The organism is Actinoplanes sp. NBRC 103695, from assembly GCF_030269485.1.
Classification (GTDB): Bacteria; Actinomycetota; Actinomycetes; order Mycobacteriales; family Micromonosporaceae; genus Actinoplanes.
Genome location: NZ_BSTL01000009.1, coordinates 110948 through 126332, shown reverse-complemented (window position 1 = coordinate 126332; position 15385 = coordinate 110948). Strand labels below are relative to the sequence as shown.

Sequence of the window (15385 nt, the reverse complement as noted above, 5' to 3'; positions counted from 1 at the left end):
GCCGGCGCGGCGCGGGTCAGGCTCGGCCGGCGCGGCGCGGCGCGGGTCAGGCTCGGCCGGCGCGGCGCGGCGCGGGTCAGGCTCGGCGGGTGCGGAGGCGGGCGTAGGCGGTCAGGGTGATCAGGCACCAGGCCGCGGTCCAGGCGGTGAGCAGGGCTACGCGGGCGGCGTCGGGGAGAGTGTCGGCGTTCAGGGCTCGGGCGGTCGCCATGACCGGGGGCACCAGCCACGGGGCGATGGAGCGGGACAGGCCCAGGATGATCACCAGGATGGCGCCGCCTACCAGGATCATCAGGCCCTTGGACAGGGTGCCGGCTACGACGCGGCTGGAGAGGGCGCCGAGGGCCAGGGCGGCGGCCAGGGCCAGCAGATGCGCGAGTGCGCCCAGGAGGATGCCGGTCAGCAGCGGGGGCTCGGTGGTGCCGGGCTCGGGGCCGCGGATGGCTCCTACGAGCAGGGGGGCCGCCATCGCGAAGGCGCACAGGAGCAGGCCGGCCAGGGTTGCGGCGAGCAGGCCGGCCAGGGACTCGCGGCGGGGGCCCACGGCTATCCGGGCGAGGCGGCGCTGGACGTCCGGCTCGGTGTCCAGGAGCAGTTTGACCAGCCAGGCCAGCACCGGGAAGAAGATGGTGGCGGAGTAGCCGTATACGGGGGCGGCCAGGGATGATCCGCCGCCGTAGAGGACGCCGAGGACGGCCAGGGACAGGATTGCGGGGGCCACCACGCGGCCGCTGCCGGCGAAGGCGATCAGGCGCATGCGTACCAGTGCGGTCATCGCTGGTGCTCCGTGCGTACGCCGAGAACGCGGTGACCGGAATCTCGCAGCTCGGCCATCGTGCGGTCGGCGTCGGAGCGGCGCGCCGCGATCTCGATGATCACCTCGCCGCCGCCGGAACCGCCGCCGGAACCGCCGCCGGTGGCGCCGTCGGTGGCGCCGTCGTCCGGCTCGGGGTCGCCGGGACGGACCGTGTTGTCGGCGACCGTCCAGCGGATCGCCTCGGGCAGCCGGGCGATCTCGCCGCGGTGGTCGCTCACCAGCACCGCTCCCCCGGCCGCGGTGACCTCGGCGACGATGTCGGGGATCAGTTCGCGGGCGACGGCGTCCAGGCCCTCCCACGGCTCGTCCAGGACCAGCAGGCCGGGGCGGAGCAGCAGCGCCTGCACGACGCCCACCTTCTGCGCGGTGCCCTTGGAGAGGTCGGCGAGGCGGGTGTGCCGGTGCTCGGCGAACTTCAGGCGCTCGAACCACTCGTCGACGCCGGAGCCACCGCGGATGTCGGCCATCCGCCGCAGGTACTGCTCGGCGGTGAACGGCTGGTCGGCGGGGAAGCGCTCGGGCACCCAGCCGACCACGTCGGGACGGTCCGTGACGCGACCCCGGACCGAGCTCAGGACACCGGCGGCGAGCTGCAGCAACGTGGACTTGCCGGCGCCGTTGCGGCCCAGGACGACGACGGTTTCGCCGGGACGGATGGCCACGTCGACGGCGGACAGCGTCCAGTCGGCGCGGCGGGCGTACCGGAACCAGACATCCTCGAAACGCACGGCCGGAAGCCTCCCACACAAGAAGAAGCCCCCGGAAGGCTCCGGGGGCTTCTCTCAGTTACTCGCTCAGGACTCGGCGGACTCGCGCAGGCCCTTGACGACCTTCGGGTCGACCGGGACGCCCGGGCCCATCGTGGTGGCGACGGTGACCTTGCGGAGGTAGGTGCCCTTGGCCGCGGACGGCTTGGCACGCAGGACCTCGTCCAGCACCGACGCGTAGTTCTCGATCAGCTGCTCGGCGCTGAACGACGCCTTGCCGATGATCAGGTGCAGGTTGGAGTGCTTGTCCACCCGGAAGGTGATCTTGCCGCCCTTGATCTCGTTGACGGCCTTGGTCACGTCCATGGTGACGGTGCCGGTCTTCGGGTTCGGCATCAGGCCGCGGGGGCCGAGGATGCGGGCGATGCGGCCGATCTTGGCCATCTGGTCCGGCGTCGCGATCGCGGCGTCGAAGTCCAGCCAGCCACCCTGGATCCGGGCGACGAGCTCGTCCGTGCCGACCTCGTCGGCGCCGGCGGCGACGGCCTCCTCGGCCTTCGCGCCCTGGGCGAAGACGATCACCCGGGCGGTCTTGCCGGTGCCGTGCGGCAGGTTGACCGTGCCGCGGACCATCTGGTCGGCCTTACGCGGGTCCACGCCCAGCCGCATGGCGACCTCGACGGTGGCGTCGAACTTGGTGCTCGTCGCCTCCTTGGCGATGGAGATGGCCTCGGCGGGCTCGTAGAGCTTGGTGACGTCGATCTTCTCGGCTGCCTTGCGGTAGGCCTTGCTGCGCTGCATTTCTACTTACTCCTGTGGTAGTTGGCGGGGCGACGCCTATCGCCGCCCCTCCCACGTGACTCAGATCTTGGCGACCTGGTTGAAGTTCAGCTCGACCGGCGTCTCCCGGCCGAAGATGGAGACCAGCACCTTGAGTTTCTGCTGGTCGGCGTTGATCTCGCTGATCGAGGCCGGCAGCGACGCGAACGCGCCGTCGGTCACCGTGACCGAATCGCCCACCTCGAAGTCGAGCACCTTGATCTCGGGCTTGCTCTTCTTCTCCTCGGCCTCGACGGCCGGGGCGAGCCACTTGAGCACCTCGTCCAGCGAGAGCGGCGCCGGCCGGTCGACCCGGTCGGTGGCGCCCACGAAGCCGGTGACCCCAGGCGTGTTGCGCACGCAGGAGTAGGACTCCGGCGTCAGGTCCATGCGGACCAGGATGTAGCCGGGGAACACCTTGTTCTGGACTTGCAGGCGCTTGCCGTTCTTGACCTCGACCTCTTCGCGGGTCGGCACCTCGACCTGGAAGATGAAGTCCTCCATGTCGAGGCTCGTGATGCGGGTCTCGAGGTTGGTCTTGACCTTGTTCTCGTAACCGGCGTACGAGTGCACCACATACCAGTCGCCGGGCGCGTACCGCAGCTTCTGCCGCAGCTCGGCGACCGGGTCGAAGTCCTCGTCGTCCTCGGCCGGGACGTCCTCGGCAACAGCCGTGGCGTCCTCGGCGGAGGCGTCGTCTCCATCGGCGGGCTCGGGTGTCTCAGAGGCGGGGCTTGCGGCCTCGACCGACTCGTCGCTCGCCACCGTGGCCACCGCGGACTGCTCGTCCTTGGTCTCGGCGGTCTCGTCGTCGTACTCAGGCACGCTCGCTCACTTCCATCAATAACTTGCTCAGTTGCCGAAGGCGAACAGGATGCCCTTGGCGAACACATAGTCCAGTCCGGCCACGATCGCGGTCATCACGACGACGAAGGCGATCACGACACCCGTGTAGGTCAGGAGCTCCTTGCGGGTCGGCCAGATGACCTTACGCAGCTCGCTGACGACCTCGCGGAAGAAACCACCGATGCGGCCGAAGAAGCCACCGCGCCGGACATCCTTCTTCTTCGACGTCGGGCTGTCCGAGTTGGCCTTGCGCTCCTTGACGGCGGTGCCGCCACGCGAGACCGGCTCGTCCTCGGTGTCGTCGTCGTCCTCGACCTCGTCGGCGATGTCGTCCCGGATCTCGTCCTCGGGGCGGTCGCCGGCCGGGTCGTCGCCGGGTCGGTTCCTCTCGGCCACTTCGCCCTCTTCCGTCAGTTGGTGGTTGTTAAGCGCTGACCACCGGTGCCGACGGTCGGCGTAGCTCGGGTTGTCGCAGGGGTGACAGGACTTGAACCTGCAGCCTGCGGTTTTGGAGACCGCTGCTCTGCCAATTGAGCTACACCCCTGTGCGGGTCCTGCCCCACGGCGCGCGCAAGAGCAGGGGTCACTTACCCCACGACGAGAGAGTGTACGGGTATCACGCCCCGTTGCCCAACCCGCCCCTACCTCTTACGGATCGTGGCCTGTGCCAGTTTGAGCACCGTCTCACCGTTACAGGTCGCGGTGACGGCGATCGTGGTCCGGCCGTCGTCACCCGTGCTTTTGACCCGGCCGGTGAAGATCACCTCGGCGCCCTCATCGTCGTCCGGTACCGGCACCGGCCGGCTGAACCGCACGCTGAAATCCTCCACCGCGTCCGCCGCGCCCGCCCAGGCGGTCACCGCGCGCCCGGCGAGAGCCATCGTGAACATGCCGTGGGCGATCACCCCGGGCAGGCCGACCTTGGTGGCCAGCCGGTCGCTCCAGTGGATGACGTTGAAGTCGCCCGAGGCGCCGCAGTAACGGACCAGGTCGGCCCGGGTGATCCGGAAGACCTGGGGCGGGAACTCGTCGCTCATCGTTCCTCCCCGCGCTGCACCAGCTTGGACCACGCGGTCAGCACGGCCTCGCCGGACTCGGTGGTGACATCGGTGCGTGTGGTGATGAAGTCGTGCCCGCCGCGCTGGGTGATCTCCTCGACCGTGTTGACGCAGATCAGCGAGTCACCGGCGACGACCTGCCGGGCGTACGCGAAGCGCTGGTCGCCGTGCACCACACGGGAGTAGTCGAGCCCGAGCTGGGGGTCCTCGATGATCTGCCGGCTGGCCCGCATCGTCACCACGGTCGGGAAGGTCGGCGGGGCCACCACGTCCGGGTAGCCGGCCGCGCGGGCCGCCTCGGGGTCGTGGTGCAGCGGGTCGGTCGCGCCGATCGCCGAGGCGAACTCGCGGACCTTCTCACGACCGACCAGATAGGGCTCGGTGGGCGGCCAGGAGCGGCCGGCGAAGGACAGATCCAGTGGCATGCCCCTGAAACTACTCTGCGGCGGCCCGTAACCGGACCGCCGCGGGTAGTGAAGATCGATGCCGACGAATCAGCGGGTCTCGCGGTGCAGGGTGTGCTTGCCGTCCCGGGGGCAGAACTTCTTGAACTCGATGCGGTCCGGGTCGTTGCGCCGGTTCTTACGAGTGATGTAGTTCCGGTCCTTGCACTCCGTACACGCCAAAGTGATCTTCGGACGGACGTCGGTCGCCTTGGCCACGGCGGGGTGCCTTCCTGCTCAGTGCTGAGAATACGACGCTCCAGCGTAACGACTGGGGTCGCTGATATGCAAAACGCGTTGCAGTAGCGGTGGCCGGACTTGAACCGGCGACACAGCGATTATGAGCCGCTTGCTCTGCCATCTGAGCTACACCGCCGAGCCAGGCTCATTGCCCCGTGAGAGTGCTGGGCCCGGTTGGAGCCCCCTTACGGAATCGAACCGTAGACCTTCTCCTTACCATGGAGACGCTCTGCCGACTGAGCTAAGGGGGCGCGCGAAGTCTCGCTTGTTGCGCAGGGAAGAGCTTACACGGAGCCCCACGCAGGATGAAATCGGATACCGGATTCCGCGTTTCCCCAGCCCAGTTGCCTAGATGACCGCTCGGAGGCGGCGGACCTCGCCGGTCGGTGTGGACTCCGGCTCGGTCTGGGCGCTGAACCAGGCCTCGAGACGCTCGTACGGCAGCGGGCGGCTGAAGAGATAGCCCTGGCCGATCTCGCAGCCCATCTCCTCGAGCAGGTCCAGCGTCAGCTCGCTCTCCACGCCCTCGGCGACCACGGTGAGACGGAACTCACGGGCCAGGCTGATCACCGCTCGCACGATGGCCAGGTCCCCGGAGTCGGTCGCCATCCCCTGCACGAAGGAGTCGTCGATCTTCACCTCGTGCACGGGCAGCTGCCGGAGGTAGGACAGCGACGACGCACCGGTCCCGAAGTCGTCGACGGACAGGCGTACGCCCAGATCTCGCAGTTGATAGAGAACCGGCAGGGTGCGCTCGATGTCGCCCAGCATGCCCGGCTCGGAGATCTCGAAGGTGACCTGCTCGGCCGCCACGTGATGCTGTTTGAGCAGCTCGTGGACCATGTTCGGGAAGCGCGGGTCGAGCAGCGTGCGGGCCGAGAGGTTGACCGCGATGGCCAGCGGGCGATCCGCGTCCGCCCACTCCCGGCAGCGCCGCAGGCCCTCGGTGAGCACCACCTCGGTGAGCCGGGACAGCTGTCCGGTGTGCTCGGCCACCGCGATGAAGTCCTCCGGCGCCACCTCGCCGTGCGCCGGGTGGTTCCACCGCGCCAGACACTCCACGCCGACCAGGTGCCGGTCGCCGATCGTGACCTTGGGCTGGAAGAAGACCTCGAGCTCGCCGTTCTCCAGCGCCTTGCGCAGCTCGCCGGCCAGGCCGAGGCGGCGCACCGCCCGCGATTCCAGGGCCGGGTGGAAGAGCTGCACGCCGTACGGAACCACCTTGGCCGCGTTGGCGGCCAGCTCGGCGCGGCGCAGCAGGGCCTCCGGGTCGTCGCCGTGGTCCGGCTGGACCGCGACCCCGACCGCGGTGTCCACATCGAGCGTGAGCGTGCCCACCACCATCGGGCCGCGCAGCTGCTCGCGCATCTGGGTGGCCAGCTGGACGGTCACCTCGGTGCTCTCCGAGCGCAGCGTGACCACGAACTCGTCGCCGCCGATCCGGCCGACCAGAGCGCCCGGCCCGGCGATCGCACGCAGCCGCTTGGCGACCTCGGAGAGCAGCTTGTCGCCGGCGGCGTGGCCCATCGACTCGTTGACGTCGCGCAGACCGTCCACGTCGAACGCGAGGACGGCCACGACCTCGCCGGGCGCGCGTACCTTCACCGACTCGGCGAGCGCGTCGGTCAGCCGGCGGCGGTTCGGCAGCGAGGTCAGACGGTCGTGGTACGCGTCGTAGCGCAGCCGCTCGACCAGCCGGCTGTTCTCCACCGCCACCGCCGCGTGCGCGGCCACCGTCTCCATCACCTGGACGTCGGTGGCGCGATAGGTCAGCTGGCCGCCGATCCGGTTGGCCACCTCCAGCGTGCCGACGGTCACCTGGCCGGAGCGCAACGGCACGACCACCAGGTCCTTCAGGCCGGCCGGGCTCAGCAGCGGGCGCAGATCCTCCGTCTCGGCGAACCGGTCGCCGACGGCCACGGCGTGCTCGGTGGCCACCGCGCGATCGCGGACCTCGGCAGGGGTGGGCGAGATGTCCATCAGCCCGCTGTCGTCCATCCGGGACGTCAGCAGCACCTCCGGGTGCCGGCCCTGGGCGGGCAGCCAGAGCGTCGCGTACTCGGAACGCATCAGCGCCCGGACCCGGCCCAGCAGCACGTCCGGCAGGCCGCCGTCGCTGCCGTGCTCGCGGACGGCGAGGGTCAGCTCGTACACGTCGGTGAGGGTCCGGTGCTGCCGGAAGAACTCGGCGAACGAGCGGAAGACGATGAACAGCGCCGCGATCAGGCCGGCCAGCAGCAGGGCGGCCCACGGCGTGGTGTCCAGCACGATCAGGAAGACGAGGCCGAGCACCGTGTTGGCGGCGGCCGCGACGAGCATCGCCGTGCCCGCGCGCAATGCCTCCTGCCCGGCGTGCCGGCCCTGCACGATGGTCATCACGCCGGCGAAGGCGACCGGGCCGAGCGCGGCGCTCGCCATCACGGCGGCGAAGAGGATCGCCCAGGTGCCGGGGCCCACGCCGCGGATCGGCGGGCAGACGGCGATCACCAGGACGGCCGCGGAGGCGGCGGCCGCCGCCTTGGCCACGTTGAACCAGAGCTTGAGAGGCGCCAGCCGCTGATACAGCTGCACGACCATGATGGCCAGTGCGCTGACCAGGATGACCATGACCTTGGGCAGGAAGTAGAGCGAGAGCACCAAGGGAATCTCGGTGACCACCACCATGAATCCCTGGCGGCGGATGACGACCGTGAATACGCCGATGTTGGCGATGGTCAGAAAGACGAGTGCGACCAGGCCGCCGAGCCAGGACTTGTACCAATACGGGTCGGCAATCCAGAACCCGATCGCGGTGAAGAGCGCGACACAGGCGAGGGGATTGGTGATCAGCCAGGCGTACTGCGGCGACCGCCGCGGCACTGAACGGCCCGTCATCTCACTCCCTCGTTACTCGACCTGGCCGGCGAAGGTGCGAGGGTGACGCCGGTGGGGATTCAGACCCAGATGATGTCGCCCTGCAGCGTCGTGACGGTGGCCACCGAGGACACGGGCTCCGCGGTGGCAGCCGTCGAGGCGCTGGCGACCCCCACGCCACCGAACACGGCGGCGAGAACGAACGCGAAGCCGGCGAGACGGCTCAGCTTTCTTGCGGTCATCTGTGACTCCCGGGCGAAGAAAGGGTGGTTCCGTTGGGGGGTGTGATGATGGTGCCACACGCGTTGTCCGTCAGACACTGTCCTTCGGCGGGTCAGGGCCGCACATACCGAAATCCTGTCTGAACGGCTGAGTTACTTACGAAACTCAGGCGCGCAGTATTGAGAGCTTTGAGTCCGATTTAACGGTATACGTGAGTGCAATTCGCACCTGTTCGTCAGGCCTCCTTGACGTCAAGGCGCCCTGACGATTGACTGCTGCCATGCACTCTCCCGACGAACTCGAACGCCGTCACACGCTCTCCACCGCCACAACGCGCTACGACGAGCTGAGGATGCGGGAGGCGCTCGCCGCGATGGACAGCGACGGCGAGAGCCCGCTCTCCAAGGAGGAGTCGCTCGAGCTGCTGGCGCTCAGCGAGGTGGTGATCCGCAAGGCCGGGTACGGGCGGCAGGCGATGGTGCGCACCGCCCGCGGCGCCGGGGCCACCTGGACGCAGATCGGCTCCGCGCTCGGCAGCAGCAAGCAGGCGGCGTGGGAGGCACACAACCGCTGGATCGAGGAGCAGGCCCGGCAGCACGAGCTGACCGGCTACCAGGGCTTCGACCCCGGCGAGGCGCAGTCGGCACGCGGGCTGGCCGGCGAGCCCGACTAGTCGTCGGTCGCGGCCGGGCGGCCGGTGTTGCTGTAGGCGCTCCACGAACCCGGATAGAGCCGGCCGACACCCAGGCCGGCGTGCTCCAGGGCCAGCAGATTGTGGCAGGCCGTGACGCCCGAGCCGCAGTAGGAGATGACGCCCTCGCCGGTCGTGACGCCGGCAGACGCGAAATTTCGCCTGACCTCGTCCGCGGGCTTGAAGGCGCCGTCCTCGGTCAAATGATCACGGCAGGGGACGTTTCGGGCGCCCGGGATGTGCCCCGCCCGCGGGTCGATCGGCTCGGACTCGCCACGGAACCGCTCCGGCGCCCGCGCGTCCACGACGGTATTCGCCCGGTCGGCCGCCTCGTCGATCGTCGCCAGCCGGTCCGCCGGCCACGGCCGCGCGGAGAAGACCGCCGGGGTCCGGCCAGGCGATCCGGTCACCAGATTTCCCGGGTAGGCGGCCAGCCCGCCGTTCAGCAGCGCCGCCTCATGGCCGGTGGCACGGAGCATCCAGACCAGACGGGCGGCCATCACGCCACCGCTGTCGTCGTACGCGATGACCAGATCTTCATCACCGACACCCAGGGCGGACATCCGGGCGGCGAACTCCCCCGGATCGGGCAGCGGATGCCGGCCCTCGGTCGGCGGGGCCCCGCGCGCGGCCAGGTCGCGGTCCACGTCCACGAAGACGGCGCCCGGCAGATGCCCCCGGTCGTAGGCGTCCCGGCCGCGGCGCCCGTCCAGGTAGTAACGAACGTCGGCGAACACCACACGGTCGTGGTCCGGCACGTCGGCCGGATCCAGCACGGGATCGATCATCGCGGTTCGTCGACCTCTTTCCGCCGCTTGGGCCGGTACCGGACGATCGCCCAGCCGGCCAGAAGCACCGCGACCACCGCGGTGACGATGCTGGTGTGCTCCCCCGGCAGCTCGGTGCCCGCCACCAGCAGGATCAGCGCGACGCCGAACAGCAGGTGGTAGAGGCCGGTCTCGCGGACCGAGCGGAAGGCGCGCGAGGTGCTGGCCGGAGCCCGCCCGGTCACCAGCACCTTCGCGCCGAATCCGGAGAGGGCCAGACCGATCGCGCCACCGATGACGAGTGTCCACGTACTCGTATCCATGGTCCGATTTTGCGGCCCTCGCCGGATTTTTACCGGTAGTTGGTGAACTGCAGGGCGACGCCGAAATCCTCCTGCTTGAGCAGGGCGATCACGGCCTGCAGGTCGTCCCGCTTCTTGCCGGTCACCCGCAGCTGGTCGCCCTGGATCTGCGCCTGCACACCCTTGGGGCCCTCGTCACGGATCTTCTTGCTGATGACCTTGGCCTTGTCCGACTCGATGCCCTCGATGACCTTGCAGTCGATCTTGTAGGTCTTGCCCGACTGCCGCGGCTCACCGGCCTCCAGCGACTTCAGCGAGATGTTCCGCTTGACCAGCTTCTCCTTGAAGACGTCCAGGGCGGCGTTGGCACGCTCCTCGGTCTCCGAGGTGATGGTGACGCCTTCCTCCCCCGAACGGGCCAGGGTGGTGCCCGTGCCACGGAAGTCGAAGCGGGTACCCAACTCCTTCTCCGCCTGGTGGAACGCGTTGTCGACCTCCTGCCGGTCGACCTTGCTCACGATGTCGAACGACGGGCTGGCTGCCATGATCAAACTCCGTTGGGTCTCGTCACGCGGGCGCTGTCGGCGCATCTCCGACATGCCGACCGTACCCGGTTGTGGACCCGGGCCGGAGGTTGGCTATCCTGTTGTCCGCTGCTTGGCGCACGATGGCCGGGCGGCAAAGGCGGGTTGCCCGAGCGGCCAATGGGAGCGGACTGTAAATCCGTCGCGAAAGCTTCAGAGGTTCGAATCCTCTACCCGCCACCAGCACGACCTCAAGGCCCCTCACCTGCCCGAACGGCAGCGAGGGGCCTTCTTCGTGAGTCCCACTCGGTCTCGTTCGATGCCGTTCGGTCTCGCTGGCTGTCCCCCATACGTCCCCCGCGCCGCCGGGCTTGATCAGGTAGCGAGGTCGCTCATATCGGGGAAGCGTTCGCGCCTCTCCTCGATCCGGCGCATCGCCTCGGCCTCCTCGCCGAAGATCCAGTTGCGTGTACCTCCAACAAGACCTTGATGCTGTGGCCCGCCCACCGGGCAACGAGAGCCGGGGACTGACGGAGAGCGGGCTCAGCCGTTGGCGTCGAGAGCGTTGTAGAAGCTCTCGCGTAAGTCGACCGGGATCATCTCTTCGGTGGCCTGCTGGAACTGCGTCGGTGGTAGCGACCGGCGCAGTTGGTGGAGCAGGGCGAGCGTCTCCGTAGGCCATGTCTGGGTGGTGCTGTGCCAGTTGACTGAAGCATGAAGTAGGAGAGGCGCAGCTTCCGCATAGCGTTCAAGGTCTACATAAAGGCTACCGAGCTGGTTGTAGGTGTTGGCGGTGCTGTACCGGTCGTCGAACTCAAGCTTGATGTCGAGGGCCTGCCGATAGTGCTGCTCAGCCTGCTCGAACCGCCGCTGCTCCACTGCGACCACGCCGAGCTGGTGGTAGGTGCTGGCGGCGCTGTGCCGGTTGTCGAACTCCAGGAAGATGTCGAGGGCCTGCCGATAATGCTGCTCAGCCTGCTCGAACCGCCGCTGCTCCAGCGCAACCATGCCGAGCTGGTGGTAGGTGCTGGCGGTGCTGTACCGGTCGTCGAACTCAAGCTTGATGTCGAGGGCCTGCCGGTAATGCTGCTCAGCCTGCTCGAACCGCCGCTGCTCCACTGCGACCACGCCGAGCTGGTGGTAGGTCATGGCGGCGCTGTGCCGGTTGTCGAACTCCAGGAAGATGTCGAGGGCCTGCCGATAATGCTGCTCAGCCTGCTCGAACCGCCGCTGCTCCAGCGCGACCACGCCGAGCTGGTGGTAGGTCATGGCAGCGCCGTGCCGGTCGTCGAACTCCAAGGAGATGTCGAGGGCCTGCCGATAATGCTGCTCAGCCTGCTCGAACCGCCGCTGCTCCAGCGCAACCATGCCGAGCTGGTGGTAGGTCATGGCAGCGCCGTGCCGGTCGTCGAACTCCAAGGAGATGTCGAGGGCCTGCCGATAATGCTGCTCAGCCTGCTCGAACCGCCGCTGCTCCAGCGCGACCACGCCGAGCTGGTGGTAGGTCATGGCAGCGCCGTGCCGGTCGTCGAACTCCAGCTTGATGTCGAGGGCCTGCCGATAATGCTGCTCAGCCTGCTCGAACCGCCGCTGCTCCAGCGCAACCACGCCGAGCTGGTGGTAGGTGATGGCAGCGCCATGCCGGTCGTCGAACTCCAGGAAGATGTCGAGGGCCTGCCGATAATGCTGCTCAGCCTGCTCGAACCGCCGCTGCTCCTGCGCAATCCTGCCAAGCTGGCCGTAGGTGTTGCCTTGCTGCTGTCGCCTGTTCAAGGTTTCGTAGATTGTGAGTTCGGTCTTGTGGTGGCGGTAGGCGTCATCGAAACGCCGCTGTACCAGCGCTACGTTACCGGCGAGGTTGTGAAGCATGGCTAGTTCGTCTTGCTTTTCGGCGTCGTCGATGGCTGGGCGGCGGGCGATTGCGTCGTCAAGCAGTTGTCGTCGGGCGTGGTGTTGTTGGGTTTGATCGAGGAACTCCTCAAGCGCCAAAATGAGGGGCGTTGTCGGTTGGATGCTGCGTTGGGCGTGGCTGAGCGCGGCGGTGAGGTTGGCGTACTCCGCAGCCACGCCCGCCTGGCCGGTCGCCCGCTGCTGCGGTTCATGGCTGACAAGCATCTGGTGCAGCATGGAACCCAGGCTGGTGTAGAGCTGGTAGTGCGCTTGCCCGGTAGCGCGGGCGAGGTCGGGGTGTTCGTTGATCCGGTTGCGCAGGAAGAACGGCAGCACCGGAACCACCTGTGCAAATCCGCGCAACGCCGGGTGGTCGGTGGCGAGCCCGACGCGCTGCAACTCCGCCACCGCCGCCTTCAGGTCGATCCCGTCGAGGTTGTCAGCTCCTAAATCGGCGCGTAAGGCTTCCGCGTAGACATCCAGAGCGGGCGTGGGGATGGTGGTGGTGAACGGAGCGAGCAGCAGTAAGGACTGTTGCAGGGCGGGGTCGAGTTTGCCGTGGCTGTACTCGATCGCCTGCCGCGCGGCTGTGGTCGGGTCGGCGTTGGTGTCGCCGCGGTGGAACTCGGCCAGGACCTGGCTGGGCGACGTGGTGGCCAGGTTTGGCAAAACGACGGTCATCGGCAGCGGATATCCGCCCAACACCCGCATCAGGTCCTTCAATGCCTGCCGTTCGCTGTCGGCGACGGTGTCCGAAAGCCACCGGCTCGCGCCGTGCCGGCGCAGGATCCGGTCCAGCAGATCGGAGGCGGCCTGCGGATCCAACCCCGGCAGCTCGTACACGCGGTCGGTGAACGTGACCCCGGCCAGCCAGGTTTCGGCCTCCCGCGAACCGACCAGCAGCAACGTCCGGCCACCCCGCAGACCACCCAACCAGCGGGCCAGCCGCTTACGTTCCGCCTCCGGAAGGGCATGCGGGATAGCCGCCGGGCCGGCGGTGATCGATTCGGCGTTGTCCACCACGATCAAATGGCGCACCGCGCGTAGCCGGGTGGTGATGCGGCCCGCCTTCGCGGCGTCGCCGAGAGCGTCCCACTGCGCGAACTCCACCGGTGTCAACAGCTGCTGGGCGATGTGCCGGATCATCTGATCGGCCGTCCACGCCCGCTCCTCGTAGGAAAAGCTGAACACCTGGTCGATCAGGCCGGTGCGCTGCCACCACCAGCCGGCGTGCTCCAGCAGCGTCGACTTCCCCGCTCCCGCCAACCCCCGCACGAGCACCTGCGTCTGCTGGTCGTCGGTGAGCAGCAGCCGTTCCAGCGCATGCAGGTCCAGGTCGCGGCCCACGAACCCGTACTCCACCACGGGCGCCACCGCGACCTGATCGCGCCGCCGATAGAACGCTTCTTCCTCGGCGCCGGTCATCGGGCGCACGGCCAGCTTCGAGTCGCGCTGGGCGTAGACCACCGGCAGGATCCAGTCCTCCAGCTCCAGCTCGTGCTCGAAATACGCCCGCCGCGTCTTCACATCATTGAGCGCGCGCCGGGCCTCGAACGCCGCCCGGACCGGGTCGTCTCCGGCGGCCAGCCGCCCGTACAACACCGGCATCGCCCGCATCGCGGCGCTGACCGTCACCGAGTACGCCATCCCCACCGCGACCGGTGCCCCCGCCGCGACCAGATCATGCGCCAGGCTGGCCTCATCCCCGGTCTGCATCGCCGACTGGCAGGCGTTCAACACCGCCACCGCCACCCGATGCTCCGCCAACAACGCGGCGACCTGCGCTGACGGCACCGGCTGCGCCGTCCCCGCCTGCCCGGTCTCGAAGAACAACAACCCCTGCTTGGCATCCGGCCGCAGGGTGTGGGCGGGGTCGAACAGGTACCGCGTCGCACCACCACCCCCACCGTTGGTGTCGGTGGTCATGCTGCTCGGGGTGCCGAACCCGCCGTGCACGTCGAAGTGCACCACCTGATACCAGCCCTGACCACGCTCGCGCTCCGCCGCCCGTAACGCCTCACGTAGCGCGGCCCAGGTGCCCGGCCGGACCAGATCCACCGTCACCGGCACGTCCGTCTGCCCGATCGCGTCCAGCAACGGCTGCGAGATCGTCCGGAACCCCACATCTCGACGCCCGAACGGCCGTGCCGTCACCACCAGAATGTTCACCGTCGGCGCCGGAGCCGGCAGGTCATACCGCAACGGTGTCGCCGCGTCCTGACGCACCAGGGGCATCCGCAACGCCAGCCGCTCACCGTCCGAGTCCCGCAGCGCCTCCCAATGCAACCGCTGAAACCCCGCCGACCCCCGCACCACCAACCGATAGCCGTCGAACCCCACCCGGAGGGCATCCCGATAGCCGTACGCCGCCTCCCCGGCGAACACCTGCCCGAACAACGCCTGCCCGTACTCGCCGACCAGCTCGACGGCCTTGCGTTCCAGATCGTTGTCCAGGAACGGGTACCGCAAATGCTCCTCGAAATACCACGCCAACAATTGCTCGCCGGCCTCGTTCACCGGCGGCGACACCGTGACGTCCGCGCCGCCCTGATCCCCGAACTCCACCCGCGCCGAAAACGAACCGTCCACAGCAGCCGGCGACGTCTCCCGCACCACGATGTCGATCACGACAGATCCCGCTTCGCCCGGACGACAATCACCCGATCCCCGCCCGCGGTCGTGACCTCGGCAATCTCGATCTCCGACACCTCCCGCGGCCGGCGCGACGCGCGGGACACCACCCGCCGGACCACGTCATACACCACCGCGGCAGCAAGATTCACCGCCAACGGCACCACCACCAGCTCCGTCACGCCCGGCAGAAACGCGCCCTCCGGCAACTCCTCCGCCACCGCCGGACCAGCCTCCACCGCGTCCGGCTCCTGCACCCACCCGGCCGCGAACTCCCGCGCACTCACTCCGACCGAACCGTCGACCGCCACCACAATCCGATTCATCGCACCACTGTGGCAGCACCCATCATCAACCCCAAAGCCACCCATTCAAGATCCAAAAAGGACGCCCCATCCGACCATCCAAAACCACCCGAAAGAAGGAACTGTTCCGACGCAATTGACCTTGCGCAACCAGAATGATCTGACCAAAGACGAGGTAAAGACGCCCGCCATTGGATTTCGCATCCTTCGGGCGGTCCACCGGATAGATCGCTTTCACAACTCGCCCGCCCGGGACTGCAAGCCCAGCGG

At 68.5% G+C, this 15385-nt stretch carries 16 protein-coding genes and 4 tRNA genes; 2 read left to right on the top strand and 18 right to left on the bottom strand.

Features of this window, described 5'->3' with window-relative positions:
- Positions 1-76 precede the first annotated feature (76 nt).
- The 13 genes from QSK31_RS17580 to QSK31_RS17520 all read right to left on the bottom strand — a co-directional run bounded on the left by QSK31_RS17580 (position 77) and on the right by QSK31_RS17520 (position 8025).
- A complete protein-coding gene (locus tag QSK31_RS17580; RefSeq protein WP_285685148.1) occupies positions 77-775 on the bottom strand; it encodes a hypothetical protein in 699 nt (232 codons plus the stop codon).
- Entirely contained in the window at positions 772-1545 is a 774-nt protein-coding gene (locus QSK31_RS17575; RefSeq protein WP_285685146.1) for an ATP-binding cassette domain-containing protein, read from the bottom strand. The genes QSK31_RS17580 and QSK31_RS17575 overlap by 4 nt, the downstream gene beginning before the upstream one ends.
- Before the next feature lie 66 nt (positions 1546-1611).
- Positions 1612-2325, bottom strand: coding sequence for a 50S ribosomal protein L1 (gene rplA / locus QSK31_RS17570; protein WP_285685145.1), 714 nt, complete (start codon positions 2323-2325; stop codon positions 1612-1614).
- A 60-nt stretch (positions 2326-2385) separates the two neighbouring features.
- Positions 2386-3168, bottom strand: a complete 783-nt coding sequence (gene nusG, locus QSK31_RS17565) for a transcription termination/antitermination protein NusG (RefSeq protein ID WP_285685144.1) — start codon at positions 3166-3168, stop codon at positions 2386-2388.
- Between the two features lie 27 nt (positions 3169-3195).
- Positions 3196-3585: a preprotein translocase subunit SecE gene (gene secE / locus QSK31_RS17560; RefSeq protein WP_285685143.1), complete on the bottom strand. Its 390-nt coding sequence runs from the start codon at positions 3583-3585 to the stop codon at positions 3196-3198.
- 76 nt (positions 3586-3661) lie between these two features.
- Positions 3662-3734 (bottom strand) — tRNA-Trp (locus tag QSK31_RS17555).
- Between the two features lie 96 nt (positions 3735-3830).
- The gene (locus QSK31_RS17550) at positions 3831-4226 is read right to left on the bottom strand and encodes a MaoC/PaaZ C-terminal domain-containing protein (RefSeq protein WP_285685142.1); all 396 of its coding nucleotides are present in this window, start codon (positions 4224-4226) and stop codon (positions 3831-3833) included.
- Positions 4223-4672, bottom strand: coding sequence for a MaoC family dehydratase N-terminal domain-containing protein (locus tag QSK31_RS17545; protein WP_285685141.1), 450 nt, complete (start codon positions 4670-4672; stop codon positions 4223-4225). The genes QSK31_RS17550 and QSK31_RS17545 overlap by 4 nt, the downstream gene beginning before the upstream one ends.
- 69 nt (positions 4673-4741) lie before the next feature.
- Positions 4742-4909 carry a 50S ribosomal protein L33 gene (gene rpmG / locus QSK31_RS17540; RefSeq protein ID WP_285685140.1) on the bottom strand — a complete coding sequence of 56 codons (168 nt, stop codon included), beginning with the start codon at positions 4907-4909 and terminating at the stop codon, positions 4742-4744.
- Between the two features lie 84 nt (positions 4910-4993).
- Positions 4994-5066: transfer RNA gene (locus QSK31_RS17535), tRNA-Met, on the bottom strand.
- A 39-nt stretch (positions 5067-5105) separates the two neighbouring features.
- Positions 5106-5181, bottom strand: a tRNA-Thr gene (locus QSK31_RS17530).
- Between the two features lie 97 nt (positions 5182-5278).
- On the bottom strand, positions 5279-7804 hold the full coding sequence (locus QSK31_RS17525; protein WP_285685138.1) for a putative bifunctional diguanylate cyclase/phosphodiesterase: 2526 nt from the start codon (positions 7802-7804) through the stop codon (positions 5279-5281).
- Positions 7805-7863: 59 nt separating this feature from the next.
- A complete protein-coding gene (locus QSK31_RS17520; protein WP_285685137.1) occupies positions 7864-8025 on the bottom strand; it encodes a hypothetical protein in 162 nt (53 codons plus the stop codon).
- Positions 8026-8285: 260 nt separating this feature from the next.
- On the opposite strand from QSK31_RS17520, the gene QSK31_RS17515 reads away from it, so the two are divergent.
- Entirely contained in the window at positions 8286-8678 is a 393-nt protein-coding gene (locus QSK31_RS17515) for a hypothetical protein (RefSeq protein WP_285685136.1), read from the top strand.
- Here QSK31_RS17515 and QSK31_RS17510 read toward each other — a convergent pair.
- The 3 genes from QSK31_RS17510 to QSK31_RS17500 are packed head-to-tail and all read right to left on the bottom strand — an operon-like array spanning position 8675 to position 10310.
- On the bottom strand, positions 8675-9484 hold the full coding sequence (locus QSK31_RS17510; RefSeq protein WP_285685135.1) for a sulfurtransferase: 810 nt from the start codon (positions 9482-9484) through the stop codon (positions 8675-8677). The two genes, QSK31_RS17515 and QSK31_RS17510, sit on opposite strands and share 4 nt — an antisense overlap.
- Entirely contained in the window at positions 9481-9786 is a 306-nt protein-coding gene (locus QSK31_RS17505) for a hypothetical protein (RefSeq protein ID WP_285685134.1), read from the bottom strand. The genes QSK31_RS17510 and QSK31_RS17505 overlap by 4 nt, the downstream gene beginning before the upstream one ends.
- 29 nt (positions 9787-9815) lie before the next feature.
- Complete coding sequence (locus QSK31_RS17500) at positions 9816-10310, bottom strand: YajQ family cyclic di-GMP-binding protein (RefSeq protein ID WP_285685133.1); 495 nt, start codon at positions 10308-10310, stop codon at positions 9816-9818.
- Between the two features lie 138 nt (positions 10311-10448).
- Here QSK31_RS17500 and QSK31_RS17495 point away from each other — a divergent pair.
- A tRNA-Tyr gene (locus tag QSK31_RS17495) sits at positions 10449-10532 on the top strand.
- A gap of 300 nt (positions 10533-10832) precedes the next feature.
- Here the strand turns inward: QSK31_RS17495 and QSK31_RS17490 are convergent.
- Positions 10833-14807 (bottom strand): tetratricopeptide repeat protein, encoded by a 3975-nt coding sequence (locus QSK31_RS17490; RefSeq protein ID WP_285685132.1) that lies wholly within the window; start codon positions 14805-14807, stop codon positions 10833-10835.
- Positions 14804-15136, bottom strand: a complete 333-nt coding sequence (locus QSK31_RS17485; protein ID WP_285685131.1) for a hypothetical protein — start codon at positions 15134-15136, stop codon at positions 14804-14806. Before QSK31_RS17485 ends, QSK31_RS17490 begins: the two co-directional genes overlap by 4 nt.
- Positions 15137-15385 lie beyond the last annotated feature (249 nt).

Bases quoted from the DNA above. Each gene is read 5' to 3' on its own strand.
- rplA (WP_285685145.1), bottom strand. From the start codon at position 2,325: ATGCAGCGCAGCAAGGCCTACCGCAAGGCAGCCGAGAAGATCGACGTC.
- QSK31_RS17580 (WP_285685148.1), bottom strand. From the start codon at position 775: ATGACCGCACTGGTACGCATGCGCCTGATCGCCTTCGCCGGCAGCGGC.
- QSK31_RS17485 (WP_285685131.1), bottom strand. From the start codon at position 15,136: ATGAATCGGATTGTGGTGGCGGTCGACGGTTCGGTCGGAGTGAGTGCG.
- QSK31_RS17525 (WP_285685138.1), bottom strand. From the start codon at position 7,804: ATGACGGGCCGTTCAGTGCCGCGGCGGTCGCCGCAGTACGCCTGGCTG.
- QSK31_RS17505 (WP_285685134.1), bottom strand. From the start codon at position 9,786: ATGGATACGAGTACGTGGACACTCGTCATCGGTGGCGCGATCGGTCTG.
- QSK31_RS17520 (WP_285685137.1), bottom strand. From the start codon at position 8,025: ATGACCGCAAGAAAGCTGAGCCGTCTCGCCGGCTTCGCGTTCGTTCTC.
- QSK31_RS17515 (WP_285685136.1), top strand. From the start codon at position 8,286: ATGCACTCTCCCGACGAACTCGAACGCCGTCACACGCTCTCCACCGCC.
- QSK31_RS17500 (WP_285685133.1), bottom strand. From the start codon at position 10,310: ATGGCAGCCAGCCCGTCGTTCGACATCGTGAGCAAGGTCGACCGGCAG.
- QSK31_RS17550 (WP_285685142.1), bottom strand. From the start codon at position 4,226: ATGAGCGACGAGTTCCCGCCCCAGGTCTTCCGGATCACCCGGGCCGAC.
- QSK31_RS17545 (WP_285685141.1), bottom strand. From the start codon at position 4,672: ATGCCACTGGATCTGTCCTTCGCCGGCCGCTCCTGGCCGCCCACCGAG.
- QSK31_RS17510 (WP_285685135.1), bottom strand. From the start codon at position 9,484: ATGATCGATCCCGTGCTGGATCCGGCCGACGTGCCGGACCACGACCGT.